This is a genomic window from Haloarcula sp. KBTZ06 (assembly GCF_048595605.1).
GTDB classification, from domain to species: Archaea; Halobacteriota; Halobacteria; order Halobacteriales; family Haloarculaceae; genus Haloarcula; species Haloarcula hispanica.
Genome location: NZ_CP184337.1, coordinates 1391243 through 1411104 on the forward strand (window position 1 = coordinate 1391243; position 19862 = coordinate 1411104).

22 protein-coding genes are annotated in these 19862 nt (G+C 63.9%); 10 read left to right on the plus strand and 12 right to left on the minus strand.

Annotated features, from left to right (window positions below; translation table 11 throughout):
- The 4 genes from ACNO8S_RS07340 to ACNO8S_RS07355 all read right to left on the minus strand — a co-directional run bounded on the left by ACNO8S_RS07340 (position 1) and on the right by ACNO8S_RS07355 (position 4944).
- A complete protein-coding gene (locus ACNO8S_RS07340) occupies positions 1 to 981 on the minus strand; it encodes a carbohydrate ABC transporter permease (RefSeq protein WP_420182727.1) in 981 nt (326 codons plus the stop codon).
- A 78-nt stretch (positions 982 to 1059) separates the two neighbouring features.
- A complete protein-coding gene (locus ACNO8S_RS07345; protein WP_420182728.1) occupies positions 1060 to 2583 on the minus strand; it encodes an extracellular solute-binding protein in 1524 nt (507 codons plus the stop codon).
- Between the two features lie 233 nt (positions 2584 to 2816).
- The gene (locus tag ACNO8S_RS07350; protein ID WP_014040385.1) at positions 2817 to 3893 is read right to left on the minus strand and encodes a TrmB family transcriptional regulator; all 1077 of its coding nucleotides are present in this window, start codon (positions 3891 to 3893) and stop codon (positions 2817 to 2819) included.
- A gap of 61 nt (positions 3894 to 3954) precedes the next feature.
- Positions 3955 to 4944 (minus strand): aldo/keto reductase, encoded by a 990-nt coding sequence (locus ACNO8S_RS07355; protein ID WP_014040386.1) that lies wholly within the window; start codon positions 4942 to 4944, stop codon positions 3955 to 3957.
- A 59-nt stretch (positions 4945 to 5003) separates the two neighbouring features.
- On the opposite strand from ACNO8S_RS07355, the gene ACNO8S_RS07360 reads away from it, so the two are divergent.
- From ACNO8S_RS07360 to ACNO8S_RS07380, 5 genes are all read left to right on the plus strand, one after another.
- Positions 5004 to 5879 carry a hypothetical protein gene (locus ACNO8S_RS07360; RefSeq protein ID WP_064288072.1) on the plus strand — a complete coding sequence of 292 codons (876 nt, stop codon included), beginning with the start codon at positions 5004 to 5006 and terminating at the stop codon, positions 5877 to 5879.
- 334 nt (positions 5880 to 6213) lie between these two features.
- Complete coding sequence (gene gfcR, locus ACNO8S_RS07365; RefSeq protein ID WP_014040388.1) at positions 6214 to 6852, plus strand: transcriptional regulator GfcR; 639 nt, start codon at positions 6214 to 6216, stop codon at positions 6850 to 6852.
- 115 nt (positions 6853 to 6967) lie between these two features.
- Positions 6968 to 7165 carry a DUF5800 family protein gene (locus ACNO8S_RS07370; RefSeq protein ID WP_008309112.1) on the plus strand — a complete coding sequence of 66 codons (198 nt, stop codon included), beginning with the start codon at positions 6968 to 6970 and terminating at the stop codon, positions 7163 to 7165.
- A 156-nt stretch (positions 7166 to 7321) separates the two neighbouring features.
- On the plus strand, positions 7322 to 8488 hold the full coding sequence (locus ACNO8S_RS07375) for a thiolase domain-containing protein (protein WP_008309110.1): 1167 nt from the start codon (positions 7322 to 7324) through the stop codon (positions 8486 to 8488).
- Positions 8485 to 8871: a Zn-ribbon domain-containing OB-fold protein gene (locus ACNO8S_RS07380; protein ID WP_014040390.1), complete on the plus strand. Its 387-nt coding sequence runs from the start codon at positions 8485 to 8487 to the stop codon at positions 8869 to 8871. Before ACNO8S_RS07375 ends, ACNO8S_RS07380 begins: the two co-directional genes overlap by 4 nt.
- A gap of 3 nt (positions 8872 to 8874) precedes the next feature.
- On the opposite strand, the gene ACNO8S_RS07385 is transcribed toward ACNO8S_RS07380, so the two are convergent.
- The 3 genes from ACNO8S_RS07385 to ACNO8S_RS07395 all read right to left on the minus strand — a co-directional run bounded on the left by ACNO8S_RS07385 (position 8875) and on the right by ACNO8S_RS07395 (position 11394).
- The gene (locus tag ACNO8S_RS07385) at positions 8875 to 9816 is read right to left on the minus strand and encodes an alpha/beta fold hydrolase (RefSeq protein WP_014040391.1); all 942 of its coding nucleotides are present in this window, start codon (positions 9814 to 9816) and stop codon (positions 8875 to 8877) included.
- A gap of 100 nt (positions 9817 to 9916) precedes the next feature.
- A complete protein-coding gene (gene meaB / locus ACNO8S_RS07390) occupies positions 9917 to 10975 on the minus strand; it encodes a methylmalonyl Co-A mutase-associated GTPase MeaB (RefSeq protein ID WP_420182729.1) in 1059 nt (352 codons plus the stop codon).
- Positions 10972 to 11394, minus strand: coding sequence for a cobalamin B12-binding domain-containing protein (locus tag ACNO8S_RS07395; RefSeq protein ID WP_004961266.1), 423 nt, complete (start codon positions 11392 to 11394; stop codon positions 10972 to 10974). The genes meaB and ACNO8S_RS07395 overlap by 4 nt, the downstream gene beginning before the upstream one ends.
- Before the next feature lie 178 nt (positions 11395 to 11572).
- Between ACNO8S_RS07395 and ACNO8S_RS07400 the strand changes: the two genes are divergently transcribed.
- From ACNO8S_RS07400 to ACNO8S_RS07415, 4 genes are read left to right on the plus strand one after another with little or no spacing between them, the layout of a single operon-like run.
- On the plus strand, positions 11573 to 12247 hold the full coding sequence (locus ACNO8S_RS07400) for a glycosyltransferase family 2 protein (RefSeq protein ID WP_014040394.1): 675 nt from the start codon (positions 11573 to 11575) through the stop codon (positions 12245 to 12247).
- Positions 12248 to 12249: 2 nt separating this feature from the next.
- Complete coding sequence (locus tag ACNO8S_RS07405) at positions 12250 to 12636, plus strand: DUF2304 domain-containing protein (RefSeq protein ID WP_050038083.1); 387 nt, start codon at positions 12250 to 12252, stop codon at positions 12634 to 12636.
- Positions 12629 to 13486 carry a polysaccharide deacetylase family protein gene (locus ACNO8S_RS07410; protein WP_420182730.1) on the plus strand — a complete coding sequence of 286 codons (858 nt, stop codon included), beginning with the start codon at positions 12629 to 12631 and terminating at the stop codon, positions 13484 to 13486. Before ACNO8S_RS07405 ends, ACNO8S_RS07410 begins: the two co-directional genes overlap by 8 nt.
- Entirely contained in the window at positions 13483 to 14505 is a 1023-nt protein-coding gene (locus ACNO8S_RS07415; RefSeq protein ID WP_420182731.1) for a lysylphosphatidylglycerol synthase transmembrane domain-containing protein, read from the plus strand. The genes ACNO8S_RS07410 and ACNO8S_RS07415 overlap by 4 nt, the downstream gene beginning before the upstream one ends.
- Before the next feature lie 36 nt (positions 14506 to 14541).
- Here the strand turns inward: ACNO8S_RS07415 and ACNO8S_RS07420 are convergent, their stop codons facing one another.
- The 3 genes from ACNO8S_RS07420 to ACNO8S_RS07430 all read right to left on the minus strand — a co-directional run bounded on the left by ACNO8S_RS07420 (position 14542) and on the right by ACNO8S_RS07430 (position 18478).
- Positions 14542 to 16329: an ArnT family glycosyltransferase gene (locus ACNO8S_RS07420; protein ID WP_050038086.1), complete on the minus strand. Its 1788-nt coding sequence runs from the start codon at positions 16327 to 16329 to the stop codon at positions 14542 to 14544.
- 42 nt (positions 16330 to 16371) lie between these two features.
- A complete protein-coding gene (locus ACNO8S_RS07425) occupies positions 16372 to 17058 on the minus strand; it encodes a glycosyltransferase (RefSeq protein WP_050038087.1) in 687 nt (228 codons plus the stop codon).
- A 70-nt stretch (positions 17059 to 17128) separates the two neighbouring features.
- Complete coding sequence (locus tag ACNO8S_RS07430) at positions 17129 to 18478, minus strand: MFS transporter (RefSeq protein ID WP_050038088.1); 1350 nt, start codon at positions 18476 to 18478, stop codon at positions 17129 to 17131.
- Between the two features lie 74 nt (positions 18479 to 18552).
- Here ACNO8S_RS07430 and ACNO8S_RS07435 point away from each other — a divergent pair, with 74 nt between their 5' ends.
- On the plus strand, positions 18553 to 18780 hold the full coding sequence (locus ACNO8S_RS07435; RefSeq protein ID WP_004518043.1) for a ribbon-helix-helix domain-containing protein: 228 nt from the start codon (positions 18553 to 18555) through the stop codon (positions 18778 to 18780).
- On the opposite strand, the gene ACNO8S_RS07440 is transcribed toward ACNO8S_RS07435, so the two are convergent.
- The gene (locus ACNO8S_RS07440) at positions 18777 to 19112 is read right to left on the minus strand and encodes a hypothetical protein (protein WP_050038089.1); all 336 of its coding nucleotides are present in this window, start codon (positions 19110 to 19112) and stop codon (positions 18777 to 18779) included. The two genes, ACNO8S_RS07435 and ACNO8S_RS07440, sit on opposite strands and share 4 nt — an antisense overlap.
- Positions 19113 to 19152: 40 nt before the next feature.
- On the minus strand, positions 19153 to 19698 hold the full coding sequence (locus ACNO8S_RS07445) for a hypothetical protein (RefSeq protein ID WP_014040403.1): 546 nt from the start codon (positions 19696 to 19698) through the stop codon (positions 19153 to 19155).
- Positions 19699 to 19862: the final 164 nt, after the last annotated feature.

A 19862-nucleotide genomic window follows, 5' to 3' on the forward strand; every position in this document is an offset into this window, starting at 1 on the left:
TTAGATCGCGTCCTCCCCTTGCCAGACGATGAGTCCCATTACGACCGTCCCGATGATGGCGGCCGTCACGAACGCGATGGCCGCGGACGTCCCTTCACGGGTGGTGAACGTCGCGACGACCATGCATGACAGCGACGGCACGACGGTACAGCTCGACACCGTATCGATGATGCCGTACACACGCATCGCCTGCACCGACCGGAACAGCACGGCGACGCCGATGGTCGGCAGAATAAGCGGAAACGTAATGAGCTTGAACTGCTGCCATTTCGTCGCGCCGGCGACCTTCGCCACGTCGTACAGGCCTCTGTCGATGCTCTGGAGCCCCGCCAAAATGAGCAGGGCCATGAACGCCGACGTCTTCCAGATATCGGCGACGATGATGATAAACGTCGCACTTGCCGTGTCGTTGAGCGTGTTCGTCGGCGCGAGCAATCCAAGGTCAGCAAGCGGTGGCGTCAGGAACCCGACGTTCGAATTGAACATCAGGAAGAATATCATCCCCTGAATAACGATAGGGACAGCCCACGGGATGATGATGGCCGCGCGAATCCACCGCCGCCCGTAGAAGTCCTGGTCGAGGATGAGTGCCTGTCCGAGGCCGATGAGTGTCTCGAACAGTACACTCACGACGGCGAAGATTATCGTGACGACCAGCGCGCTGTTCAGCAATGCACTCGTGCCAACTCCTTCGGGAAGGAATGTCGTTCCGCCCGGCAGGTACCGGTTCTTTTCGCCAGTGAACAGTTCGACGTAGTTCCCAGCGCCGACGAAGGTAGTGCTTGAAAAGTCCGCCGAGAGCGCGAACAGCGACAGCTCGAAGGTGCGCAACAGCGGGTACAGCGCGACGATGCCCAGAAGGACGAACACGGGCACCAACAGCAGATACGCGTACTGCGTGTCGCTGAGGTTCTCCATCCACCGCATCACGCTGACGAGTGCCCCCGAGCGTCTGGATTCACGGCCGGTTTCTGTACTCATTCGGTTACCTCCGTCCGTCGTTTGAATGTGTCATGGTAAATAATCACAGGGGTGGTTGTGTAACGTTTGCCTGTGGCTTCAGGTCTGCTCGGTCTCTTCCAGTGCGGACTCTAGCGTCGCCATCGCGTCGGCCGAGGAGGCTTCCTGACCGACTGCGCGGTTCGCTTGCTGTGCGATTTTGCTGGACTGATCACTCCAGACAGCCGTCACCGGGCGCGGCATCGTGTTGTTACCGGCGACCTGCAGCGTGTCCATGTACCGGCCAACGACGGGCACGTTCTGCGCCTCGCTGGAGTTGAACAGTTCAGGCCGCGGCGGCAGCCATCCCTGAACGGACAGCAGCGTGAGCTGGAAGTCCGGCTCCATGGCGGCGCGAATGACCTGCGTCACGGCGTCTAGGTCCTCCGTGTTGGGGTTGACCGTCATGTGCCAGCCACCGAGGGCGGCCGTGGTACCGCCCGTGCCGGGCTGTGCGGCCTCGCTCTCGGGCACGGCGTACGGAATCGGCATCGCACCGAGGTTCTCGCCGAGCGCCGGGTCCTCGGTCTCCTCCGGGTTGCGGCCACCGAGCGCTAGCGAGTAGGGCCAGTTCCGGTGGAAGACGGCGTTGCCGTTGACGAACGGCGCGCGAGCGTCTTCCTCCTTCCAGCCGAGGATTTCGGTCGGGGTGAAGCCGCCGCCGTAGCCCTCGAACTGTCCGTCGAACTCCTCGTCGTGGACGAACTTCCGCATCATGTTCAATGCGTTGTGGACCTCTTCGTTGTTCACCGTGATCGGCCGCTCACCGATCGGCCCGAAGAGGTTGTCGCGGCCGCCGAAGTACGCGCCACCCCACGAGGACATGACCTCGTTGAACGTACAGCAGGAGGTCCCCTCGTAGATGTCCCACTGGGTGGTAAACCCGTACTCGACATCGGCGTTGTCGTAGGTGTCCGCGGCGATGTTCGACCACTCTTCCCACGTCATTGGCTCGGTCGCCCAGTTGTTCTCTTCGGGGCTGTAGCCGGCTTCCTCGACGAGGTCCTTGCGGTACTGCATCGTCGGGAAGTCCGGGAACACCGGGACGCCGAACAGGTCACCTGTGCTTGGATTCCGGGCCGTGTCCGTGAACGCCGAGAAGTAGTTGTCCGACACGTCCGTGAGCAGTTCCTCGGGCAGCGTCTGCGAGAGGTTCTGGAGCTGTCCCCGCTGGATGAAGATGTTCGTCCAGCCGTTGTCCATCAGGAACATATCCGGGTTCGTCTCGCCGGCCGAGAGCAGTCGGTTGTAGTTCGACCGGGCCGCACCGGTGTCCTGGTCACGCGGGACGAACTCTATCTCGATGTCGTCCGACAGGCCGTTGTCGTGCAGTGCCTGCTTGATTGCGTCGCCGTTGTTCTGGACGGCCACCGGGTCGAAGCCCCACTGGACCGTCGTCGTATCGCCGCTGCTACCGTCGTCAGTCGAGCCACCGTCACTCCCGTCGCCGCCATCGCCACCACCAACGAAGTCCGCACAGCCTGCCAGTCCACCGACAACACCTGCTGCTCCGGCGGCACGGACGAACCGTCGCCGGGAGACGCCTGTCGAGTTCCGCTCGCCGCTTGTGCCATTGTCCGACATATCTATTCTGAGCTATCCCGGACACACCTTAAAGGTTGTCCATAATTAACCACAGGTGTTGTTAATTGTCGGCCTCAGCCCGGCAATCGTGATATATTATTGACTATTCGATATCGTATAAATCTTTCAGTATATATACGCAGGGATAGGTCAAACAGCTGTTTGCCACATAGAGGATCTCAAACGCGCAAACTGAGGGAGAGTTTACTGATCCCGAAAAAACGGCGTCTGTGTCACTCGTACGTGACGTCCGTAATTGTAATCTCGGTCGCTTCGATTTCCTCGATGACGGCCCCCCAGCCACCGACCTCGTACGTCCCGTCGTCGGTGACCAGCGTCGCACTGATTCGACCGGCCAGTTGTGCCAGTGGGACGGGGTCCTTCCGACCGATGCTACTCCCGGTGTAGTCGATGTCGGTAACGCGCCCTGTCAGCTCGACCGACTCCTTCGTTTCCGTGTCGTACCCCTCAATGACGGCCTCGATAGTCGCATCTTCGTTCAGCAGCGGTTCGATATCCCGGACGGCGTGGCGGAGGTCGACGTACGTCGTCGGGGTTTCCGGCGTCCGCTCGGTGTACAGTGTGTCCCAGATCTCCCAGAGACAGGTCAGGAAGAACCAGTGGAAGACGTAGGTGTGGGTCCGGTCCTTGACGAGCACGCCGTACTCGTTGACTGAGTCGTGGTGAGGCGCAAAACACGTCCAGGTCCGGTCGACCAGCACGAAAAACGGGGCCGGGATCTCCCGGTTCCGAGCCTCCGTACAGGTCCCCTCGATGTCGGAAAGCGGCGGTACTTCCTCTCCAGGACCTGTACAGATGCTGAGTTTGATGTTCACGCCGCGGTCGTGGGCGGCAATGAGTTCCTCACGAACCGCGTAGAACTGCTCCGGGTCCACACCGACCTGAATCTGGTTTTCGGCCGCTTCGATGAGCTCCCGGGCTCGGCTGACGACCGTTTCGAACCGCTTGACGATACTGACCTCGTGGTCTGATATCTCGGGCTGGTTCCAGCGTTCCTCGATCGTCTCTGCCGCGTCGAGGTACTTGCTCGACCGGGACCGCAGGTCCTCAAGCACTACGTCCGGATTGCGGGCGCGGGCGGTCAGGCTATCCTGCTGGAACGTCTCGATATACCCCTTCGTCTCCAGGTCCCGGAGCACGTCGTAGATCCGCGGGTCCGGAACGTCACAGGAGTCAGCGATGTCGGTCGCCGATGCGGTCCCCAACCCCAGCAACGCCACGTAGGCCTCCGCCTGATACGGGGAGAGACCGGCATCTTCGAGGACATCGGTTAGTTCGCTGTCGTCCATGTGTGTACAGGGAAACTGAGTACGCAGTTAACGTGCATGGTTATCTATCGAGGTCCACAGGTCAGTCCTTGCCCTCGACCGGCCACTGTGGCTGTTTCGGAGCCTCGATTCGGGCGCACTCCTCGTCAGTTAACTCGATGTCGAGTGCCTCGACGTTCTCCTCCAGATGGCCCATGGTCCGCGGGCCGATAATCGGCGCGTCGACGACGTCCTGATGGCAGAGCCACGCCAGGCTGACCTGTGCCGGTGTCGCGCCCTTCGCGTCGGCAATCGCCCGCACCTCGTCGAGGACCGCCCAGTTCTCGTCGCTGAACCGGTTTGCTGTGTACTCGTCCGTGCTTGCTCGGCCCTCGGAGAGGTCGTCGTCGCGTTCATACTTCCCGGCCAGGAAGCCGCCGGCCAGCGGCGACCACGGGATGACGCCGACCCCTTCCATCTCACACACCGGCAAGAGGTTCGCCTCCTCGTGGCGGTCGACGGCGTTGTACTCCGGCTGCATCGAGACGAACCGCTCGTACCCCTCGATATCCGCCGTGTACAGCGCCTTCTGGAACTGCCAGTTGGCCATCGTACTCGCGCCGATGTAGCGGACCAGCCCCTCGTCGACCAGATACGTCAGCGCGTCCAGCGTCTCCTCGATGGGCGTGTCGTCGTCCCACCGGTGGATCTGATAGAGGTCCAGATAGTCGACGCCGAGGCGGTCCAGGGTGGCGTGACACTGATCGATGATGTGTTTCTTCGAGAGCCCGCTGCCGTTCGGGCCGTCGTGCATATCGAAGTATACCTTCGAGGCTATGACCAGTTCGCCGCGGCGAGCGGAGTCGATTGCACTGCCCAGAATCCGCTCGCTCTCCCCGTTCGAGTAGGCGTTGGCAGTATCGAAGAAGTTGATACCGAGATCGAGCGCCCGTTCGAGTATCCGGCGGCTCTCAGCCTCGTCGTTCAGCATCCAGGGCTCCGCGCTCCCGAAGTTCATCGTTCCGAGACAGAGTTGGGACACGTCGAGCCCTGTCGACCCGAGCGTGGTGTATGTCACCGGCGAATCACTCATGCCACTTTGTACCACAGCTGTTGTTAAAGAATTTTGGGACTGCATACCGATGTCCGAACATGAGCCGGGAGTCCGCACCGAAGGAAACAGATCCGATGGACGCACTCAGAACGCTCAGCGACGAGTCGCACACCGGAGAGAACAGATGCTGGCCGTGTACTGTCCTGAATCTGGGGCTCGTTGGAATCGGTGTCATGTTCCTTCGCGCACGCAACCGCCCGCGGGCGAGCCTGCTGGTCGCCGTTGTCGGCGTCGCGGTGGTCTACCTTCGGGGGTATCTGGTTCCGTACACGCCCGAATTTGCCCCGCGGCTGGTGGCAGCGTCACCGGTCCCGGACGAGTGGTTCCACGGAAAGCCATCACACAGAGAGTCATCCCGGCAAGACGTGACTCGCCAGGAAAGCGAATCGCTGGCCGACGACGTGGGGATGGACGGCGAGACCGTCCTCCGGGAGCTATCGGCGGCCGGCATTATCGAAGTCGAAGGGGAGCGGCTGTTTCTCGCGACGGCCATCGACTCGGCGTGGCACGAGCGAATGGACGAACTGGCCGACCAGTCGCTCGATTCGCTTTCGACGGCGCTGCAGGCATCGCTCCCGCGAGTCGACTACACAGAACCGTACGCCGACGACGCGGAGTGGGTCGCACTCGGCTCCGACCACAAGCAGCTCCTTCCTCGACCGGTCGTCGTCGCCGAGCTCGCGGCGTACGAGGTCCTCGGCGAGCGTCTCGACGACGAGCGGCTCAGAATCGCCGGTGCGGAGGCCTTCCGGATGTTTCTCGACAGGTGTCCGGTCTGTGGCGCCGAACTGGTCGAGTCGTCGTCGGTGTCGTGTTGTGGCGGCCATCTGGGACCACGGCAGGACCCCGACGAGACGCTCGTCTGTCCGACCTGCGAGCAGCGCCTCTACACCTTTGAAGTGAGCGACAACTGAAACGAGGTACAGGAACGGCCGAATCGGTGTCTGGTCCGGGATTCGAGACGCTAGCCGGGTTCTGTTCGGAGAGACGATGGACGGGAACGGCGGGAGAGTCCCGCCTGTACCGCTGGTGCGTGCGGTCCCGCGGACAACCATGCTCCGTGAGACGGTTGACGTCGGCCGGGTCGGAGTGGTGGGGAACATTGGTGACCCAACGGTGGTCCCACCTGGTCCCGGACGGCAGGGGGAGTGAAACCCAGCCGCTAGAAATATACAACTGATGTTGTAAATAAATTTTCGGTAAGTGAAGAACACTGCCTATTAAATCCTCGCACACGGAGATGGTGGTATGAAGAATATCGACGACCTCGTCGACAGCGCGTCCGACCTGGCACAGCGTGGCCTCTCTAAGGGCGAGATCGCTGACGAGCTCAACGTCTCCCGCGAGACGGCGAGTTGGCTTGTCGAACGCAGCGGCACCGGCACGGAACCGGAGACGAGCGACGACGGCGGTCCCCACGACATCCACGTCGACTGGTCCGCCGTCGGGCGGGACAGCAACCGGCTGTACCACGCGGGGGCGGCGATGGCGGACCTGCTCTCGAAGAAAGGCGACGACGTGGACCTCACCATCGGCATCGAGAAGGCCGGCGCACCGCTTGCGACGACTGTTGCCCGGGAACTGGAAACCGACCTCGGGACGTACGCCCCGACGAAACACCAGTGGGACGACGACGAGAGCGAGACCAGTGACGGTTCGTTCTCCCGGAACTTCGCGCAGATCCGGGACCGCGACTGCTACGTCGTCGACGACACTATCACGAGCGGCAAGACGATGGGCGAAACCATCGACGCGATCCACGAACAGGGCGGCAACCCCGTGGCCTGCGTCGTGCTGGCTGACAAGCGCGGCGTCGGCGACATCCGCGGCGTCCCGGTGTACTCCCTACTGCAGGTCATCCGAGTCGGCAGCGACGGCGACTCGTAACAATCCTGACGGACTGAGCGGAGCGCGTGTTACGTCGAGCGGCCGTCGAAGCACCTGAATCAGTGTGGCCGCGCGAGAGACTATCCTTTTATTCGTGCCGTGCGTAATCCGCGGCATGACTGTACTGTCGTTCGACGAACAGGGCGTAGATGTCGTCTACGAGGGGACGGAGTTCCGCCTCGAAAAGGCCCTCATCGAGGACGCCATCCAGAAGTCGTATCCCGACGTGACCGATCACGAAGTGCTGCAGATGGTCGAGCCGGAACCCGCGCTATCGGGAGAACCCCAGCGTATCGCCGAGATCGTGAACTGAAGCGGAGATAGTTCCTTTCTGGGCAATAGATCCTTCGTGGGAGATAACCTCGATTAAGAACCCATACCCCGTTTTTAGGCGTTTATGGCCCCGAATATGCGCTAATTAAGCATCCGAGCAGTAGGCATTTAAGCCGTCAGCGCACACTGGGAGATAATGTCAGACCCACGTATCGCCGGGGCTAGCGTGACACATTTCGGGAAACACCCCGAGCGAACCGGCCGAGACCTGTTCGCCGAGGCCGGACTCGAAGCGCTATCGCAATCCGGAATCGACCCGGACGACGCTGAAGCCCTCTATTACGGCAACTTCATGGGAGAGCTCGCGGAACACCAGGGCCATCAGGGCCCGCTTATGGCCGAGGCCATTGGCCTGGACGTTCCGGCGACCCGCGTCGAAGCGGCCTGTGCATCAGCCGGTACGGCCGTTCGTGAAGCCGTCAAGACGATCCGGAACGGCGAAGCGGAGGTCGTCGTCGTCGGCGGCGCAGAGCGGATGACTAATATCGGGACGGCGGCGGCGACGGACGCGCTCGCTATCGCCGCCGACGACCTCTACGAGGTCCGCGCCGGGATGACCTTCCCCGGGGCGTACGCGCTGATGGCCCGGTCGTACTTCGACCAGTACGGCGGCTCCCACGAGGACCTCGCTCACATCGCCGTCAAGAACCACGAGCACGCGCTGGTCAACGAGCACGCCCAGATTCAGCAGGAAATCACGGTCGAGGACGCGATGGAGGCCCCGACGATTGCGGACCCGCTGGGCCTCTATGACTCCTGTCCGATTACTGACGGGGCCGCGGCTGCCGTCCTGACGACGGAGGCCTACGCTGAGGAACACGACCTGGACGCCCCAGTCGCCATCACCGGCACCGGACAGGGCGGCGACAATCTCGCACTGCAGGACCGCCCGCATCTGGCACAGACCCCCGCCGCCGACAAGGCCGCCGAAGAGGCCTATGGGGACGCCGGCGTCGGTCCAGACGACGTCGACTTCGCCGAAGTCCACGACTGTTTCACTATCGCGGAAGTACTCGCAATCGAATCGCTGGGCTTCTACGAGCGCGGTGAGGGCATCGCCGCGGCGCGCAACGGGGAGACGACCCGTGACGGCGACCTCCCGATAAACCTCTCTGGCGGGCTGAAAGCCAAAGGTCACCCGGTCGGCGCGACCGGTGTCGCCCAGTTGGCGACCGTTGCCTGGCTCCTCGACGGGTCGCACCCGCGGGCCGACGCCGTCCCGGACAGCACCGTCGGCGTCGCGCACAACGCGGGCGGTACAGTCGCGTCTACGACCGTCCACGTCATGGAGGTGCAAGAATGACCGAATCCGCACGAGACGGCGAGTACGACGAGTGGCTCGACAGCATCGAATCGGACGACGGTTATTACCTCGAATGTTCGAACGGCCACGGCTGGCTGCCGCCCCGGCGAGTGTGTCCGCGCTGCCACGACCAGGAACTCTCGGCGGTCGATCTGCCAGAATCCGGCGAAATCGCGAGCCACACGACGATTACCGTCCCGACGCCGCAGTTCGAGGACGACGCGCCCTACGTCACCGCCATCGCCGACTTCGGACCGGTGTCGGTCACGGGACTCGTCCGTGACGTGGACCCGGACGACGTTGCCATCGGCGACGTGGTCGGTATCGACGTCGGCGAGCGCGTGACGACCGGCGACAGAGCCGTCGTGTTCCGGCCGCGCTAGAACTCAGTTCTCGACCGTTACCGACGTCACTCTGTCGCGGACCACGTCGACGAACTCACCGGGGTGTTCGACGTGGGGCAAGAGCAGCGAGTCACCGAACACGACGAGCATCGCGTCCGCCTGTTCGGCCAGGTCGCGACCCTCCGACAGCGGCGTGATGTCGGCGTCCTCGCCCCAGACCAGCGTCACGGGCACGTCGAGGCCGGCCAGCGTTTCACCGAGGTCGTCCTCCGGGTCGAGGAAGCCGGAGACGAACGACGCCGGTGCGAACCGCGCGCCGGGCTGGTGGCCGCTCTGCCACTCGTAGTCGACGACGTCCTCGGTGAGATTATCCATGTCGTAGTAGCCGTGGTCGGCGTGGAAGTGCCGGATGGAGGGTTTCGAGACGGTAAGGTTGTAGATGGCCTCGCCGATGACCGGCGCGCGGAGCAGCGAGCGGAGCCAGACGGTACGATTACCCATCGAACTGTCCGTCGGGCAGATGAGGACGAGTTCCTTGACGTCGACTTCCTGTGCCGCGCTGGCCGCGTAGGCCCCGGTCAGTGACGACGCGACGACGGTCGCATCGGTGGTGTTGTCCTCGATGAAATCGCGCACGAAGGCCGTGTACAGCGACGCCGAGTACAGCAGCGGCGGCCGGTCCGTGTGCCCGAAGCCCGGCAGATCCGGCGCGATGACGTGGTAGTCCTCGGCCAGCGTGTCGAACACCGTGTGGAACTCGTGATTGCTGGCAGCGGCGTTGATGCCGTGGCACAACACGAGGTCCGGGTCCGACGGGTCGCCGGCTTCAGTGTACGCAATATCGAACCCGCGCCAGCGGTACGTCCCCTGTTCCCCGTCGAGCATCGGTTCGAACGCGCCGGCCCGCGACTGCAGCACGCGGTTGGCAGCGGCTGTCGCGCCGACCGCACCAACGACCGCCCCGAGCGCCTTGCGGAGTCTCATACTGATATCTTGGGGCCCGGAGTGTGTTATACATGCTGGACGAGCATCAGGTGTCGATTGCCCGAGAGCTTTCTCAGTCCGGTGGGTGCCAGCCTCGTACTCAGGCCCCGTCGCGACGCTCGTCGAGACACGCACGGAGCGGCGCGAGGACCTCGTCGACGACGGTGTACGGGTCGGTGTTTCGCTCGATAACGGCATCGACGTACTGCTCGATGCCGCCGCGGCGGTCGAGTTCGTCGACCAGTAGTTCGTTGGCGTCCTCCCGAAGCAGGGTCCGAATCTCGGCGGCGAAGCGCTCCCGCGCCTGGCCCTCTCGGCGGCCGGTTCGGTCCAGATACGCGCCGTGGTTGGCAAGCGCGTCTAAGAAATCTTCGACGCCCTCGCCCCGATTGGCGACTGTCTCCACGATAGGGGGATTCCACGTCTCCGACTCGTCCGCCTCATCATCGGCGGCATCGGTGGACGCATCGCCATGGTCGCCGGCGAGTTCAGTCGCGCCGTGATGGCCGGAGTCCGGGCGTCCGCTCTGTCCCTGTAACATCTCCCGGAGTTGCTGGACGGTCCGGTCGGCCCCATCGAGGTCGGCCTTGTTGACCACGAACACATCCCCGATTTCGAGGATGCCGGCTTTGAGCATCTGCACGTCGTCGCCGCTGCCCGGCGGGACGAGCACGGCAACGGTGTCGGCGGTGCGGACGATGTCGACCTCGTTCTGGCCTGCGCCGACCGTCTCGACGATGATCTTGTCCTTGCCGAACGCGTCCAGCGCGGTCACGGCGTCGGTCGTCGCCGTCGACAGCCCGCCTAGCGAGCCGCGAGCGGACATCGACCGGAAGAACATGTCCATATCGCCGGCATTCGAGGCCATCCGTATCCGGTCGCCGAGCACTGCGCCGCCGGAGAACGGCGAGGACGGGTCGATAGCGATGACGCCGACGGTCTGGCCCTGCTCGCGGTAGGTCGCTGCGACCTTGTCGACCAGCGTGGACTTGCCCGCACCGGGGCTGCCCGTGACGCCGATAACGTCGGCTGTCCCGGTGTGCTGGTGGAGGTCGGAAATTATCTCTCGGTACCCCGACGAACGGTTCTCTATCAGTGTGATGACTCTGGCGAGGGCGCTGTGCTTGCCCGCAAGCAGGTCAGCGACGAGGTCGCTCATCGCTCGGGCGCGTTCTCGTGGATGTAGTCGATCATCTCCTCCATGGACGCGCCCGGGCCGAATATCTCGTCGACGCCCTGGCCGCGGAGTTCCTCCTGATCGTCATCCGGGACGATGCCGCCGACGAGGATGAGCCGGTCATCGAACGCGTCATACTCTCTTAGCCCGTCGAGAATCTTTGGGACCAGCGTGTTGTGCGCCCCCGAGAGAATGGAGATGCCGACAACATCTACGTCCTCCTGCACAGCGGCCTGCACGACTTCGTCGGGCGCTCGATGGAGCCCTGAGTAAATCACTTCAAAGCCAGCGTCACGGAGCGCCCGCGCGATGACGTGTGCGCCCCGGTCGTGCCCGTCGAGTCCGACTTTCGCCACCAGACACCTGATGGTCCGTTCCGTCTGCTCCTGCTCGACACTCATGCCAGTACGTACCGCGCGGTGTGTTTTCATTCTTGCCCTATTCATCATGACCGATGTCGATTGCGAGTCCCCGCAGGGAACGAAATATGCTGCCGGGTCGAGTGCGGGCTCACAGACCAGAATAGGACCATTCCATAGAACGACAATTCTAAGTTCGCTGCTAGCGGCGTTTCCACCAGTGCGAACAGTCGCCGTCATCCCCGCGTACAACGAGTCGTCCACCATCGGGTCGGTGATCGACGGAACGAGCCGCTACGTCGACGAGGTGGTCGTCGTCGACGACGGGTCGTCGGACGACACCGCGGCCATCGCTCGCGAGCACGGCGCACACGTCGTCACACACGTCTTTAACACCGGCGTCGGCGGAGCCGTCAGGACGGGCTACCAGTACGCCATCCGCCACGACTACGACTTCGTCGTGCAGGTCGACGCCGACGGCCAGCACGACCCGGAGAAGATTCCGACCCTGCTTTCCCACGCCGAGGACGCGGACATGGTCATCGGCAGCCGCTACCTGAACGAGAGCATCGACGACTACCCGCTCATCAGGCGGCTGGGAATCACCTTCTTCACGACCGTCGTACGGAAGCTCGGCGGCATCGACATCACCGATGTGACGAGCGGCTTCCGCGTCTACCGCGTGTCGGCGCTACAGGACATCCTCCACCGCTCGGACAACCACTGGGCGGTCGAACAGACGCTCGACGCGGCCCAGCGCGGCCAGCGGATCGAAGAAGTATCGATAGAGATGCCGATCCGGGACGAGGGCGAGTCGCAGTTCAGCCTCGACACGCTCGTGCTCTACCCGCTACGCATGACCGACACGGTGTTTCGCGTCCTCCTCTTTCGATAATCATGGTCTTTGGATTCGACTACTCACTGGTCAACCTCCTGTCGCTGGTCGTCGGCCTGGCCTTCCTCGCGAACGGGTACATCATCGTCAGAAGCGAACGCGAATCGCTGGAGCTGTTCGTGATGTCGCTGCTGCTCGGCGCGGGGCTCATCGTCGTCGCCATCGTCCCAAACGTGTTCGAGGTCGTGGCGCGGCTGCTGGGCCTGGAGTGGAAAGCCCGGGCCATCCTCGTCATCTCGAACCTGACGCTGTTCGTGGCGGTGACGTACCTGCTCAACCGCATCGGGCACATGTACGACCGGCTGTCGCGGCTGAACGAGGAGCTGAGCCTCCTCCGGAGCGAACTGGAGGAACACCAGCTACAGACCGAGGACAAGCAGGATGAGTAACCGCGCGGTGCTGTCGATAGATTTCGAGCTGTTCACCCAGACGCCGGCGTACCGGAGCGCGTCGGGGACGACGGACCGCGACGGCGTCGGTCTCGACGGCGGCCGGTTTTTCAGGGAGATATTGGCGGAGTACGACGCGACTGCCACCGCGTTCGTGGTGTCATCAGTCGCTGACTCCCATCCCGACGCCGTGCGGGCGCTCGCTGACGCGGGCCTGGAAATCGCCTCGCACACGCACACCCACCAGTTGCTCTCGGAACTCGACAGCGACGGGCGACGGGGGGAGCTGTCCCAGTCGAAGGACGTGCTGGAGCGAGTCACCAACGAGCAGGTCTCCGGGTTCCGCGCGCCCGCCTTCGACATCACCGACGACCACTTCGACCTGCTTTCCGATACCGGCTACACGTACGACTCGAGCGTGGTTTCCAGCCGGTCGATTCCGGGGTGGTACGGCGGCGAACACGACGTCCACAGACCGGTTCCGGCGTCGGCGGTGCACCCGGACGCGCCGGACAGTATCACCGAGTTCCCGGCGAGCGTCATGCCGGGGCTGCAGTTGCCCCTCACCGGGACCTGGCTCCGGTTTTTCGGCCCGCGGTACACGATTCTGGGCATGAGGCTACTGGCCCGCCGGGGCATCACGCCGATGCTGTACGTCCACCCGTGGGAACTGGTGGACCTGCCGGCCGTCGAGGGGGTGCCGACGCGGGTGTACGTCAGGACCGGCGACTGGATGCGACGAGCCGTCGAGCGAATCTTGCAACAGGACTTCGAGTTCACGACCGTACAGGCGGTGCTGGCGGATGGCGAAACGGTCGCGACACGGCTACAGAGGGGCGAGGCACCGTGACGAGTCGAGCTCGTGATCTGGGGATCACGGTCGCCCAGTACGGTATCGCCGTCGTTGCGCTTTCGTGGCTGCTCACGCAGTTCGACATCGCGAGCGCAATCGACCTGCTCGCCAGCGTCGAAACCGAAACGGCGCTCGCGGTCGTCGCCATAAGCGTTCTCGGTATCTGTGGCCGGACCTACTCGTGGCACGCGGTAATCACCCCGCTCGCACCGGTCCAGTTCCGGACCGCCGCCGGGACGACGCTCATCGTGAACTTCGTTAATCAGTTGCTCCCCTCGCGGCTCTCGGGACGGCTGGCCGCGCCGTTCGTCCTCCGGAGCCAGACCGGAATGGCCTACAGCGACGCCGCCGCGGCGTCGGCGCTTCACACCGGCATCTTTGCGATATACTACGGCGTCGCGGCGACCGCAGGGCTCGTTCTAGCGATTCCACTGCTCCGGCTCGAACTCCTCCTGCTGTTAGCGCTTGCGACGAGCCTCTACTTCGCGGCCGGCCTCGCCATCCTGTTTGGAGGCCTCAATCTCTCGTATCTGGACCGGCTCATCGGCTTGCTGTCCGGGGTCGCGGTCCGGGTTCCACGCTTCGGTGAGGGACTCGCGGCACGGCTCGACGGCCTGCTGGAGTTTACCGACAGTTCGACCACGACGTTTCGGTCGCTCGCGAGCGAGCCGGCAGTGTGGCTCCGCTACGCGGTCGGCTGGGCCGTCGACCTCGTGCTCGCACCCGGTGTCCGCGTCGGCCTGCTGCTGGGGAGTTTCGGCGTCGCGTTCGAACCGCTGGTCGCGTTGCCGCTGTATCTCTTGGTCGCGTACACCGTGACGCTTCTGCCGCTGACGCCCGGCGGCATCGGCATCACCGAGGCCACGGCGACGGCGGTGTTCGTCGCGCTGGGTATCCCAGCGGAGGTCATCATCCCTATCATCTTCGTCGACCGGTTCCTCAGTATTTACCTGCCCTCGCTCGCGGGCTGGTATCCCTCCGTTCGGCTCGACGTCACGTCATTGACGACGGAGTAGTCGGCGGAAAACGGAGCGGGAAGTCGAGAAAACGGCTCAGAACGGCGGATGCCGGCTCGTGTCGCACTCGCCGTCCCGTTCCAGAATGAGGGTGTACTGGTTCGCCGCGAGTTCTTGCTCGTCGGCGAACTGGTCCGTGTGCGGGACGACACCGAGCCGCAGCAGGTCGGTGAACGACCCGGGGGTCGGTCGCTGGGGAACGAAGTTCGGCGGCCGCTCCTCGAACTCGGCGACGATTCTGTAGTTGTACTCCTCGTTCAGGAGATTCCGGAGGTAGGTCGCCTGTGCGTCGCCGTTCCGGTAGTAGGTGTCCTCCTTGAGATACAGCAGATCCCGATACCCGACCTGGATGTACCGCGGGCAGGCCATCGCCTCCTCCGCCTCCGAGTCCTGACCGGCGACGTGTCGGGCAGTCATCGAATGCGGGACGGCGGTGTCCTGGATGTGGACGCGGTAGGTCTCCACCACGTCGCCCTCGTCGCTGTTGTCTTCGAGCCAGGCCGTCGCCTCGTCTCGGGGCATGGATGCGAACTGTGCCGTCCCGATACCGGCGTAGACCGCCGTCGTCACCAGCAGAACGGCCAACACCGGGCGAGCGAGACTGGTCGAGCGCTCGCGGAGCTGCACCAGTCGGCCCCCGACGAGTAAGGCGATGAGCGGGAAGGTCGGCAGGAGGTGGTGTACGCGGAAGTCGTGCCACTGGGAGAACATCGCTATGTAGGCCACCAGTCCCGTCAGAACGAGGACGGTGCCGTGGAAGGCAGAGCCGCGGTCACGGATGGTTGCGACGGTCGCCACGACGCTCGCTGCGGCCGCGGCAAACAGCGGTAGCCCCAGCGCGCTGAAGTAGCCCCGGAGGAACCACCACCACATCGGGGCGTCAGGGCCCGTCGGATGGCTCATCCGCGAGGTCGAGCCGCCGAAGACCCGCTCGATGAACGGTTCGGCTCCCGCCACGAGCGCGGTTGGGAACCCGAGGACAATCATGGCGAACCCGAGCAGTGCGCCACTCAGCAGGAGCTTCGGCCGGTACAGCGTCTCCGTCAGCGGCGCGTCAGCGGCATGGGCACGCAGCAGGAAGGCGACACCGATGAGGAGGACGACCGGCGCGGCCGTCAGTTTGAACGCGATTGCGACACCGCCGGCGGCGCTCGCCGCCAGAAACAGCGTTCCGTCGTCCGTCTGGACGTACCTGACCAGCAGGTACAGCGCGAGGAGGACGAACACCAGCGCCGGCATATCTTCGCCGGCCTCCTTCGAGATGGTGAGGAAGCCGAAGGTCAGCGAGAGCACGACGGCCGACAGCCGGCCGGCGTTGCGGCCCTCGAGTGCGACGCCGAGGCGGTAGGTGAGGTAGACGGCACAGATTGCAGCAACGACGTTGGTTAGCCGGATGAAGACCAGGCTCCAGGTCCAGATCCACTCTGGCGTGGCGGCCCAGACTTCGTAGTGGCCGAACTCCCAGCTAGGGAAGGCAATCGTGGTGAATGCGCCCAGGTCGCCGGTGATGGCGGCGACGAGCACGACGGGGAGGATAGCCAGCGCATAGAGGTACAGCGTCGCGCCGAAGGGGGCCCGGCCCCACTCGACGCCGGCCTTGAGCCCCTCGAAACTCGGTTCTTCGAGGACCGACCCGTAGACGACCATCGCGTCAAGGAGACGACTGTACTCGTCACGGGTCGCGAAGTTCGGGATGCGGTGCCAGAACCAGAACCCGACCATAACAGTCGACAGCAGGAGCACGTAGCGGAGATAGGGGTCGTCCCGGAAATCCGACCGTACCTGTTCGACAGCACGTCGGGACAGTGACCGCCAGCTACTCATCGTGTCACTGCTCCGGGGTGTGTGTTGAAAAGGCTGCCCTTCTCAGAAATAGTCGGCATCGAACTCCCGGCGGAGGATGTAGTGGTTCGCGTACCCGCGGACGTACTTCGCAAACAGCGAGAGATATCCCTCGTCGGCCTCACGGCGGGCCGACGTAGCGACGCAGGAGTCGGCGTCGTAGACGATTCGGCCGTACTCTTTCATCCGCAAGGAGAGCTCCGTGTCCTCCATGAACGGGATGTCCTCGTCGAAGCCGCCCGCGGCCTCGAAGGCGTCGGCCCGGAAGCTACAGTTGAAGCCCGGTTGCTGGACGAAGCCCAGCGGCCAGGACACCCGATACCAGTAGTCCGACAGCAGTTTGAACAGCACGCGGTGTTTGAGGCTGTCTTCGAGCGGGCGTGCGGGGCCGCCGACCCCCACCACATCGTCGTCGGTGTAGTGCCTGAGATGCAGGCGGACCCAGTCCTCGGGGACGACCGTATCGGCGTCGGTAAACAGCAGTATCGGGGCTTTTGCGGCCGCTGCTCCGTGGTTTCGGGCGATTCCCGCCCCGCCCTCGTCGCACCGGACGACCGTATCGACGAAGGGCGTGTCACGGGCCACCTGTTCCGTACCGTCGTCGCCGCCGACCACGACGACCAGTTCGACGGGCTGTGACTCGAAGGGAGCCAGGCAGCGGGCCAGCGACTCCGCCTCGTTGTAGGCCGGGACGATGACTGCGGCGTCCATCTGAGAGGCAGGTACATCGTACAGACAGAAATAGCAAGCGATGCGACGGCCTGTCCCCGGTCTCAGGCAGTCACGAACGCCGCGCGAGGGCGGTTCCCGCGAGAACGGCGACGAGTGCAATTCCGGCGAGCGTCCCGAACAGCGCCGTCGCGTTCGCAAAGGCCAGAATCGACCCGGCCAGCCCGCCGCCGAGCGCGCCGACGCCGAACACGCCCAGATACGTGTAGCCGTACGAGAGTCCGCGCGTGCCGGCGGGCGTGTACTCCGCAACTGCGGCCTGATACATCGGCTGGACGACGAAGAGGGTGACCCCTAGCAGCGCACCAAGCACCGCTAACGGACCGAAGCCCATCGCCGACACCGGAACGAACAGCACTGCAAGGACGGCAAGCACCAGAAACGAGCCGGCGATACCGTACTCGACGGGAATTCGGTCGCTCAGTTTCCCGCCGGCGTACTGGCCGAAAACGCCGATGAGCAACAGTCCGGCGTAGAAGTAGTCCTGTGGCTTGAGCGTCTGGCCCGTCCCGGCCTCGATACCGAGCGCCGACAGGACGCTGGGAGGCAACAACGTCTCTATCGGGATGGGCTCGAAGCCCGGCAGGTCCCGCAGGAGTTCCGGGAGGAAGGTGAGGACGCCGCGGTAGTACAGCCCCGAGCACATGACGACGACGAACACGAGCAGGAAGCTCCCTGTCAGCAGGTGCTTGCTCTCCGTGAGGAACTCCCCGAGCGAGTCGATACCGCTGCTGGCCTTCGACCCGCCGTCGGTTGCAGTCGTCACGGCTGCCGTCTCGTCGAAACTCGCCCGCGAGGCGTAGACGGCGGCGAGCAACGCGGGAACGCCGAGGACGAGCGCGACCGTCCGCCACTCGGCGACCAGCAGGAGAATTGCGGCGACGAGTGGGCCGAGGCCGATACCGAGGTTCCCGGCGACACCGTGGTAGGCCAGCCCGGTTCCGCGCTGTTCGACGCCTTTGCTGATGAGCGAGAGCCCGGCCGGGTGGTAGACGCTGGCCGAGAGTCCCCAGAGGACGAGCGCCAGCGCGATGACGACCATGCTCGGAGCCAGTCCCAGCAGGATGTACGAGCCGCCCATCCCCAGCAGACAGCCGGTGATGAGTCGGCGGGAGCCGATACGGTCAACGACGATACCGCCCGGGAGCGCACCAGCCCCGAACAGGCCGTAGCCCAGCGTCACGATGACGCCGACGGTGGCCGTCGTCACGTCGAACTGGGCGATACCGAGGTTGATGAGGTCAAACTCGGTGAGCCAGATGACGACGAATATCGGGACCGCCATCTCGTAGGTGTGGACCAGCCCGTGTGCGAGCATGACCAGCGCGGTAATCGCTCGGTCGTTCGCGTTCACACTCTGGTTCGTGTCGGCCGCCGGCAAGTGTGTGACGGTTCCGCGCATCTGCGCGTGCGCCTTTTTCACCCCTCCCAAAACCAGGGGTGGGTTTTTATGTCCGAACAGTATAGGCGGCAAGTGTGAGCAAGATCAAGGTGTCACTTCCGGACCAGGTGGACTCGGACATCCAGCGACTCGTCGAACAGGGCGAGTTCCTCAACCGCGACCAGGCCGTCGAAGACCTCCTGAAGCGAGGGATTTCGGCCTACAACACTACGACGGAAGAGACCGAGACACTCGACGAAGAGATTTTCGACCAGACGGCATCCGAACAGCAGGACCCCGCGATGCAGGACGATTTCCTCTAGTCGCGGTTCTGTGAGAGTCGGCCGTCGTCCTCGGATGCCCGCCGTCCGGAGCCGTCGTTTTCCTGCCGACGTTGCTTCATTTTTGCGCCGGGTTTCGGACCTCTGTCGACTGACTCGTACGGCGTTTCCGCGATGCTCTCCGGGATGATGTACCACGCGAGGCCACCGCCAACGACGGTTCCGCCAACAAACATTCCGGCGACAACCAGCAGTTCCGCACCGCCGTACAACGTCACCAGCCCCATCGAGACGCCGATGAGAAGCGCGAACCCGACCTGCGTGTATCTGAGGAAGCGTTTCCGGTCGGCGTCCGTCATCGAGGGACCGACCATTAGCGACCCCCGAAACCGGTGGCGCGCGTCGGTTCGGCCATCAGTAGAAGCCCCGCGCTACGTCTTCCTCGATGACGTCCTCGAACTCCGCGTCGAGTAGTTCCTCCGCTTCCTCGAACGTCTCCGTGAGTTCGGTCATCTGGTCGGGCCGGTCGTGGTGGTCGAACTCCATCGGGCCGTAGGCCGGGGAGTCCATCGCGTCCATCATGTCCTCAAGCAGCGCTTGCGGCGACGTGGGTGCGTCCGCGTGGGTTTCGAGTACCGTTTCGAGGTTCTTGGCCTTCTCCTTGGCGTCGTCCTCGTCTTCCGGTCCCTGCTGGACGCCGAAGATGCCCGACCCGTCGTTCGGAAACAGCGGGTCGATGTCGTCGTCGATACGGCGGGCCACCTGTGACCCGACGCCCTGTACCTCGAAGGGGTTCTTCGCGTAGGTCTTGAGCTGGTAGACACCGGCGTCGGGGTGACCGAAGTAGATGTCCTCGCCGATACCGTTCGCGCGGTCGCCCCCGACGGCGCGCCAGTCCCCCGGATTGGCATTGCTCTCCATCACGTCTTCGAGAATGTCCTGCCAGTCGCGAACGCGCATTGTCAGTTCGCTATTCGGCCTGAGCCAGAATGAACCCATCGGTCCCGACCGCCGGGCGGAAGCAGGGAGGTCGTGTATACGGACTGGCCAGCGTGCCCACACGACTGTCGCTGCTGTCAACGACCATACCGGGGATTGATTATCTTTCACGCAGATATCTATGA

Coding starts and splice junctions, on each gene's coding strand:
- ACNO8S_RS07430 (WP_050038088.1), bottom strand. CDS start 18,478: ATGCGCGGAACCGTCACACACTTGCCGGCGGCCGACACGAACCAGAGT.
- ACNO8S_RS07385 (WP_014040391.1), bottom strand. CDS start 9,816: ATGAGACTCCGCAAGGCGCTCGGGGCGGTCGTTGGTGCGGTCGGCGCG.
- ACNO8S_RS07445 (WP_014040403.1), bottom strand. CDS start 19,698: ATGCGCGTTCGCGACTGGCAGGACATTCTCGAAGACGTGATGGAGAGC.
- gfcR (WP_014040388.1), top strand. CDS start 6,214: ATGAAGAATATCGACGACCTCGTCGACAGCGCGTCCGACCTGGCACAG.
- ACNO8S_RS07350 (WP_014040385.1), bottom strand. CDS start 3,893: ATGGACGACAGCGAACTAACCGATGTCCTCGAAGATGCCGGTCTCTCC.
- ACNO8S_RS07355 (WP_014040386.1), bottom strand. CDS start 4,944: ATGAGTGATTCGCCGGTGACATACACCACGCTCGGGTCGACAGGGCTC.
- ACNO8S_RS07375 (WP_008309110.1), top strand. CDS start 7,322: ATGTCAGACCCACGTATCGCCGGGGCTAGCGTGACACATTTCGGGAAA.
- ACNO8S_RS07410 (WP_420182730.1), top strand. CDS start 12,629: ATGAGTAACCGCGCGGTGCTGTCGATAGATTTCGAGCTGTTCACCCAG.
- meaB (WP_420182729.1), bottom strand. CDS start 10,975: ATGAGCGACCTCGTCGCTGACCTGCTTGCGGGCAAGCACAGCGCCCTC.
- ACNO8S_RS07345 (WP_420182728.1), bottom strand. CDS start 2,583: ATGTCGGACAATGGCACAAGCGGCGAGCGGAACTCGACAGGCGTCTCC.
- ACNO8S_RS07440 (WP_050038089.1), bottom strand. CDS start 19,112: ATGGTCGGTCCCTCGATGACGGACGCCGACCGGAAACGCTTCCTCAGA.
- ACNO8S_RS07405 (WP_050038083.1), top strand. CDS start 12,250: ATGGTCTTTGGATTCGACTACTCACTGGTCAACCTCCTGTCGCTGGTC.
- ACNO8S_RS07370 (WP_008309112.1), top strand. CDS start 6,968: ATGACTGTACTGTCGTTCGACGAACAGGGCGTAGATGTCGTCTACGAG.
- ACNO8S_RS07340 (WP_420182727.1), bottom strand. CDS start 981: ATGAGTACAGAAACCGGCCGTGAATCCAGACGCTCGGGGGCACTCGTC.
- ACNO8S_RS07425 (WP_050038087.1), bottom strand. CDS start 17,058: ATGGACGCCGCAGTCATCGTCCCGGCCTACAACGAGGCGGAGTCGCTG.
- ACNO8S_RS07420 (WP_050038086.1), bottom strand. CDS start 16,329: ATGAGTAGCTGGCGGTCACTGTCCCGACGTGCTGTCGAACAGGTACGG.
- ACNO8S_RS07360 (WP_064288072.1), top strand. CDS start 5,004: ATGAGCCGGGAGTCCGCACCGAAGGAAACAGATCCGATGGACGCACTC.
- ACNO8S_RS07380 (WP_014040390.1), top strand. CDS start 8,485: ATGACCGAATCCGCACGAGACGGCGAGTACGACGAGTGGCTCGACAGC.
- ACNO8S_RS07395 (WP_004961266.1), bottom strand. CDS start 11,394: ATGAGTGTCGAGCAGGAGCAGACGGAACGGACCATCAGGTGTCTGGTG.